This window comes from Microbacterium sp. (assembly GCF_049661145.1).
GTDB lineage: Bacteria > Actinomycetota > Actinomycetes > Actinomycetales > Microbacteriaceae > Microbacterium.
Window position 1 is genome coordinate 1 of the sequence record NZ_JBASZT010000009.1, and the last position, 6567, is coordinate 6567.

The following is a 6567-nucleotide window of genomic DNA, read 5'->3' on the forward strand; positions in this document are numbered from 1 at the left end:
CGCCTGCAGCACGCTCGGGTCGACGCGGGGCGCGCCGTGGACGGGGGTGATGTCGGGGAGCGCACGCAACCGGTCGAGCTCGCCATACACCGCGGGCGTGGACAGGCCGTCCGCGCTCGTGACGAGCACCCAGTCGAAGCGCCCGCGCACGAGCGCCGGAGCGAGCTCGTCGCCACGTCCCGTACCGATGGCGGTGCCGCCGAGCATCGCGAAGGGCACGTCGGCGCCGAGCTCCGCACCGAGCTGCTGCAGCTCCAGGCTGCTGAGCCCGGCGCCCAGCAACTCGTTGACGGCGACGAGGGATGCCGCGGCATCCGCCGACCCTCCCCCCATACCGCCGGCGACAGGCACGCCTTTGCGGATGTCCAGGTGGATGCCGCCGGTGAACCCGGTTCGCTGCGCGACGGCCTTGGCTGCCCGTACCGCGAGGTTGGAGCCGTCGAGCGGCACAGCGCTGACGTCGAAGTCGGAGGTGACCGCGACGGTGTAGCCGCCGGCATCCAGCGTCACCGTGAGGTCCTCATACGCCGACACGGCCTGGTAGACCGATGCGACGCGGTGATATCCGCCCGGCTGGAGGTCGCCGACGTCGAAGGCGATGTTGATCTTGCCGGGTGCGCGTACGCGCACGCGACGTTCGATCGTGGCGGCGGAGCTCACGCGGTGGCCGAGCGAGCCCAGAGGTCGACGTCGATGCTGTCGGCAAGGGCATCGATCCGCTCGAGCTCCTCGGTGTCGAAGGCCGGGCCGGCGAGGGCGGCGAGATTCTCGTCGAGCTGCGCGGCACGCGAGGCGCCGATGAGCGCCGAGGTCACGACCTCGTCGCGCAGCACCCACTGGATCGCCAGCTGCGCGAGAGTCTGCCCACGCTCCTTCGCGATGACGTCGAGGCTGCGGAGTGCGGCCAGCGCGACCTCACTGAGGCGCTGGCCTGGCAGCGACGAACGCTGTTGGGCGCGTTCGGCGGTCCCGTCCCCGAGGTACTTGTCGGTGAGGAGACCCTGGGCGAGCGGCGTGAAGGCGATCGCACCCATCCCCTCTTCACGCAGCGCATCCGTAAGGCCGTCCTCGACCCAGCGGTTGAGGATCGAGTACGCCGGCTGGTGGATGACGAGCGGCGTGCCGAGCGAGCGGGCGACGGCCTTCGCCTCGACGGTGCGTTCCGCGGAGTACGACGAGATGCCGACGTACAGCGCTTTGCCCTGTCGCACGAGCGTGTCGAGGGCACCGATCGTCTCCTCGAGCGGGGTCACGGGGTCGTAACGGTGCGAGTAGAAGATGTCGACGTATTCGACTGACATGCGCCGCAACGACTGTTCGGCGCTGGCGAGCAGGTACTTGCGGGAACCCCACTGACCGTAGGGGCCCTCCCACATGTCGTAGCCCGCCTTGGAGGAGATGATGAGTTCGTCGCGGTACGGCGTGAAATCCTCGCGGATCATGCGGCCGAAGTTCGTCTCGGCGGAGCCGTAGGGCGGACCATAGTTGTTCGCGAGGTCGAAGTGTGTGATGCCACGGTCGAACGCGTGGCGCAGCAGCGCCCGCTGGGAGTCGAAGGGGATGTTGTCGCCGAAGTTCCACCACAGCCCGAGCGACAGCGGTGGCAGGTAGAGGCCAGAGGTCCCGACCCGGCGGTACGATCTGTTCTCATAGCGGTCGGATGCCGCAGCGTACGGGCGGTGCAGGTCTCCACCGCGAGAGGGTGGGAAGCGGTTCTCGGTCACGGAACCAGGCTACTTCGCACCGCCGCCTCGCGGGGCATCGTCAGTGGTCCCCCGGCTCCGACTGGACGTACGCGAATGATGGTCAACCATCGACGAAAGGAGCAGCATGACGACTCTGCAGGCGCTTCCCGCGCAGCCCCACCCCTGGGCGCAGTTGATCGCGCGCGATGATGTGCGTTGGATCGACGGCGTGCTGCATCTCGTGCACACCGCGACCACACCCGAACAGGCCCGGCGCGACGATCTGCTGCTGATCGCGGATACGCTGGCGGATGCCGGGGTGTCCACCCTCCTCATCCGCCATGACCGCTCGGGGTGCGCGCTCGCGATCGACGCGTCCGACGCTCCCGCGGCCGCCGGAGCACTGCAGCGTCTCGCGGCGCGCGAGCCGCTCTACGTCAAGTCCAAGGGACTCGCGCCACGATTGGTCGCCGACTTGGCATCCGACCCGCTCGTCGCCGGTTCGCCTTCGTCGGTGCGCTTGTATCGACCGAGGACCACGGCGAACGGCGCGCTGCGCTACGGCCTGCCGTACGCCGCGCGCCTCGAGGTGTGGCGCAATGTGGACGGCGTCGTCACGGCGCCGCACCCCAACGCTCTCACCCGCCGCGTGTTCGCCGCCGCGGACCTCGAGCTCGTGACGGTCGAGCGCTTCGGCCGATCGTGGCAGACTCCGGCGGGCATGTTCGATCCGCAACCCGACGAGATCACCGCCGACATCGACATCGTGTTCTCGTGGGTTGACGGGTCGTCGAGTGAGTTCCAGCGACAGCGCGCGGCGCAGCTGGAGGAGTACGTCGTCGGTGAGGGCGATGACGGTCCGGCGCGTTACCGTCACGTCGACGAATTGCGCTACGCGCTGCGCAGTGTGCACCTCTATGCGCCGTGGGTGCGACGCATCTTCATCGCGACCGACTCGCCGCGGCCGGCGTGGCTCGCGGACGATCCGCGCGTGACGATCGTGCGCAGCGAAGAGTTCTTCGCCGATCCTGCGGTGCTGCCCACCCACAATTCGCACGCCGTGGAGGCACAGCTGCATCGCATCGAGGGACTGTCCGAGCACTTCCTCTATTCCAACGACGACATGTTCTTCGGCCGGCCGGTGACGCCGGAACTGTTCTTCACATCGGGCGGCGTCTCGAAGTTCGTCGAGTGCGGGGTACGCATCGGTACGGGAGCGCCGCTGCCCGCGCGCAGCGGCCACGACAATGCACTGCGCGTCAACCGCGCGCTGCTGCGAGAGCGGTTCGGCCGCAGCATCCTGCGCGATCTCGAGCACTGCGCGGCGCCGCTGCGGCGGAGCGTCATGGCCGAGTTGGAACGCGACTTCCCCGACGATTTCGCTCGCACGGCGGCCTCACGGTTCCGCTCCGCGACGGACATCTCGGTGACGAACAGCCTCTATCACTACTACGCGTTGATGACCGGGCGCGCCGTGACGACGACCGTCCCTCGTGTGCGCTACGTCCAGACGACACTGGCGTCGACGCCGCGGATCCTCGACCGGCTGGAGCGCAAGCGCGACGCGGACATGTTCTGCCTCAACGACGGCGGCGGGAGCGAGCTGCCCGAGGAGCTGCGCGTGCGGACACTGCGCGAGAGCCTAGAGCGCATGTTCCCGATCGCGGCTCCCTGGGAGCGCGACGCGGTCAGCGAACGACGGCGAGAGGACGTGTCGGCGGAGCCTCCCGCCGGGTGACGGCGACACCGCGGATGCCGGCGTCTTCGAGTCGCCGGCGCGCTGTCGCGGCATCGACGTACTCCATGACGCGCGGAGCGTCGATGGGCACCACCGAGTGCACGACGGTGTCGTCGAAGACGTGCACGAGGTTGAACGCCTGCGCGCCGTCCTGGGGACGGGTCCCGCCCACGGGCACCGTCAGGTCCTGCGCGTAGCAGGTGGAGGATGCGACGGAGACCGGGATGCCGGCGAACGTCGCGAACGTCGAGTAGTGCAGGTGCCCGGCGATGATGGCACGGACGTCGGTCCCGCGGAGGACCGCGGCGAGCCGCCGTTGGTCGCGCAACTCGACACTTGCGGCGAGCGCGAGCACGCTCGGAACCGGCGGGTGGTGCATGGCGAGGATCGTGCCGAGCGGCGCCGGGGTGGCGAGAGTGTCGGCGAGCCATGCCAGCTGGGCGTCGGTGATCTCGCCGTAGTGCTGACCCGGCACGGAGGTGTCGAGCGTGACGATGCGCAGGCCGTCGAACTCGTCGACACGGTCGACGGTCGCGGGCGGACGATCGGGGTCGGGAAGCTGGTCCCACAGGCCCGCGCGGAAGGCGGCACGATCGTCGTGGTTGCCCATGACCCACACGACGGGCGCGTGCAGGCGCGCGGCGAAGGGCTCGACGAGGGCGCGAAGGTCCGCGTAGGCGGCGGGCTCGCCGAGGTCGACGAGGTCGCCGGTGAAGACAATGGCGTCGGGGTGGACGCCGGAGGCCTCGATGACGTCGAGCGCCCGAGCGAGGTTGCGGCGACCGTCGACGACGTCCCAGATCTGCGAGCCGCCGGCGCGGAGGTGGGTGTCGCTGAGGTGCAGCAGCACCCGTTCGGGAGCCGGGTACTCGGCCATGCGCATAATGGACATATTACGAACATGTTACGCCGTACGCATGAGCACCCGCTGAACGGCGTCTGACGGTTCGGTAACGCGGGGGTATCTCAGCTACGGCACGAGCACGTCGCAGTACCGCTCAGCGGCGCGCGCGAGCCGCAGGTCGCTCGTCACGAGGGCGCCGCCCAGGGATTCCGCCAGTACGACGTAGGCGGCGTCGTAGCCGGAGATGTCGTGGCGCATGTCCCACATCCGCGGGAGCAGCCGCGTCGCGCCGTGGCGGACCAGTTCCAGGTTGAGGTAGTCGTCGATGCACTCGCGCGCCTCGGATGCCGTCAGTCGACCCGACGCCGCCATGCGCCGCAGCGCCGAGAAGACCTCGACATCGGCGACAGCGGGCACGTGGAGTTCCGCGTCGTTGAGTTCGCCGAAACCTCGATCGAGCGACTCGACGAGCGCGGACGCGTCGATGACGGCGATCACAGCCCGGCTCGCGCCTCGTGCAGCGCCTGGATGATCTGCTCCCTCGTGACGCGAGGCCCTCTCGCGCGCGCTGCCGCAAAGATCTCGGCGTTGCTTCGGGGGCGGACGAGCTCTGCCAGTTCGCGCGCGACGTAGTCGGACAGGGTCATGCGCTCCGCCGCCGCCCGCTCTTTGAGTCGGGCGTGGACGTCGTCTGGGAGGTTTCTCACTTGCAGCATCCGAGACATGATTCCAGGCTACATGCGCTACACATGTGGCGGAAGGCGGATCTGTGGATAACTCCTCGGCTCGTCAGCCGGTGGAGAGACGGGCGACGGCGACGAAGTCGTCGACCGTCAACTGTTCGCCGCGCGCCGTGGGATCGACGCCGGCCGCCGCAAGGACGTCGGACGCGGATGCCGCCGACCCCCCGAGCAGCGGCGCGAGCGCCTGCCGCAGCATCTTGCGCCGCTGCTGAAAGGCCGCATCGACGAGCCGGAACGTCCGTCGGCGCAGGCTCTCGTCGCCGCGCGCCTGCGGGTCGCGCCGGAACGCGACCAGCACGCTGTCGACGTTCGGCACCGGCCAGAACACCTGGCGCGAGACGGTTCCCGCGAGCCGCCACGGCCCGTACCACGCGGCCTTGACGCTCGGCGCGCCGTACACCTTCGACCCGGGCGGGGCCGCGAGACGCTCCCCCACCTCTGCCTGCACCATCACGACGCCGCGGTCGAGCTGCGCGAAGGTCTCCATGAAGTGAAGCAGCACCGGCACGCTGACGTTGTAGGGCAGGTTGGCGACGAGCACGTTCGGATCGCCCGGCAACTCGGTGACACGGAGCGCATCGGCATCCACCACCATGAGCGCATCGTCCGGGACGCCGTGCGCGGCGGCCGTCGCGGGCAGGCGCTCGGCGAGCCGGTGGTCGATCTCGACGGCGGTGACGCGGGCGCCCGTTTCGAGGATCGCGAGCGTGAGGGAGCCAAGGCCCGGCCCGACCTCGACGACGCGATCGGATGCCGACACCTGCGCGACCTGCACGATCTTGCGTACCGTGTTGGCATCGACGACGAAGTTCTGGCCGAGCTTCTTGGTCGGGGTGACATCCAGTTCGGCGGCGAGCGCGCGGATCTCGGTCGCGCCGAGCAGGGTCACGGGCATGCGCTCCAGCCTACTGAGCCAGGTGAGAGTCGGCCTCCGGTCGAAGGCCGTCTGACGGGGCGAGCTCGTGCACCCGGACGGGCGACGGCCAATGGGGCGCACCTGGTCGCCATGCGCCTGTGATTGCGACCACATGCGACCCCGCGAGCAACCGATGGCGGCCCTCGACGCTCGAGCGGGTCACAGTTGGTCGCTATGGAGCGCGGGATGCGGCCAGATGCGACCCGGAGAGCAAACCGGAGCCGCGCGGCCGACCGAGGCTGGGTGATCTTCCGTGGGTGATCTTCTGCACAGAGAGGCGATTCAGGCCGCCGCGGCGGCTCGGGCAGCGGCGGGCACCGCGTCGATCACGCGGCCTAGCGCCTCGTCACCCCTCGCATCACCATCGTGCGCGGCGGTGACGAACCAGGCCTCGAAGGCCGAGGGGGGCAGCGAGACGCCGGCATCCAGCATCGCGTGGAAGAACCGGGCGTACGCTGCGGTGTCCTGCCGCTGCGCGGTCGCGTAGTCGGGAACACCGCCAACGACCGCATCCCCGAAGAAGACGCTGAACAGCGTCCCGGCGCGCTGCACGACGTGCGGCACCCCGGCGGCGTCGAGCGCCGCATCCACCGCGACGGCGACGGTGTCGGATGCCGACGCGAGCCGCTCGTACGCCGCGG

At 69.7% G+C, this 6567-nt stretch carries 7 protein-coding genes and 1 pseudogene; 1 reads left to right on the forward strand and 7 read right to left on the reverse strand.

Annotated features, from left to right (window positions below):
- Positions 1 to 660: 4-(cytidine 5'-diphospho)-2-C-methyl-D-erythritol kinase (locus WBP48_RS00470; RefSeq protein WP_424434456.1), on the reverse strand; the 660-nt coding region annotated here is incomplete at its 3' end.
- On the reverse strand, positions 657 to 1724 hold the full coding sequence (locus WBP48_RS00475) for an aldo/keto reductase (protein ID WP_424434459.1): 1068 nt from the start codon (positions 1722 to 1724) through the stop codon (positions 657 to 659). The genes WBP48_RS00475 and WBP48_RS00470, both read right to left, overlap by 4 nt.
- Before the next feature lie 106 nt (positions 1725 to 1830).
- Between WBP48_RS00475 and WBP48_RS00480 the strand changes: the two genes are divergently transcribed.
- Positions 1831 to 3423, forward strand: coding sequence for a stealth conserved region 3 domain-containing protein (locus tag WBP48_RS00480; protein WP_424434462.1), 1593 nt, complete (start codon positions 1831 to 1833; stop codon positions 3421 to 3423).
- On the opposite strand, the gene WBP48_RS00485 is transcribed toward WBP48_RS00480, so the two are convergent.
- The 5 genes and pseudogenes from WBP48_RS00485 to WBP48_RS00505 all read right to left on the reverse strand — a co-directional run.
- Entirely contained in the window at positions 3374 to 4306 is a 933-nt protein-coding gene (locus tag WBP48_RS00485; protein ID WP_424434474.1) for a phosphodiesterase, read from the reverse strand. The two genes, WBP48_RS00480 and WBP48_RS00485, sit on opposite strands and share 50 nt — an antisense overlap.
- Positions 4307 to 4393: 87 nt before the next feature.
- Positions 4394 to 4765, reverse strand: coding sequence for a type II toxin-antitoxin system VapC family toxin (locus WBP48_RS00490; protein ID WP_424434465.1), 372 nt, complete (start codon positions 4763 to 4765; stop codon positions 4394 to 4396).
- Complete coding sequence (locus tag WBP48_RS00495) at positions 4762 to 4992, reverse strand: FitA-like ribbon-helix-helix domain-containing protein (RefSeq protein WP_424434468.1); 231 nt, start codon at positions 4990 to 4992, stop codon at positions 4762 to 4764. Before WBP48_RS00495 ends, WBP48_RS00490 begins: the two co-directional genes overlap by 4 nt.
- Before the next feature lie 64 nt (positions 4993 to 5056).
- The gene (gene rsmA / locus WBP48_RS00500; protein WP_424434471.1) at positions 5057 to 5905 is read right to left on the reverse strand and encodes a 16S rRNA (adenine(1518)-N(6)/adenine(1519)-N(6))-dimethyltransferase RsmA; all 849 of its coding nucleotides are present in this window, start codon (positions 5903 to 5905) and stop codon (positions 5057 to 5059) included.
- 303 nt (positions 5906 to 6208) lie between these two features.
- Positions 6209 to 6567, reverse strand: a pseudogene (locus WBP48_RS00505) (glutamate-1-semialdehyde 2,1-aminomutase); the annotation flags it as partial.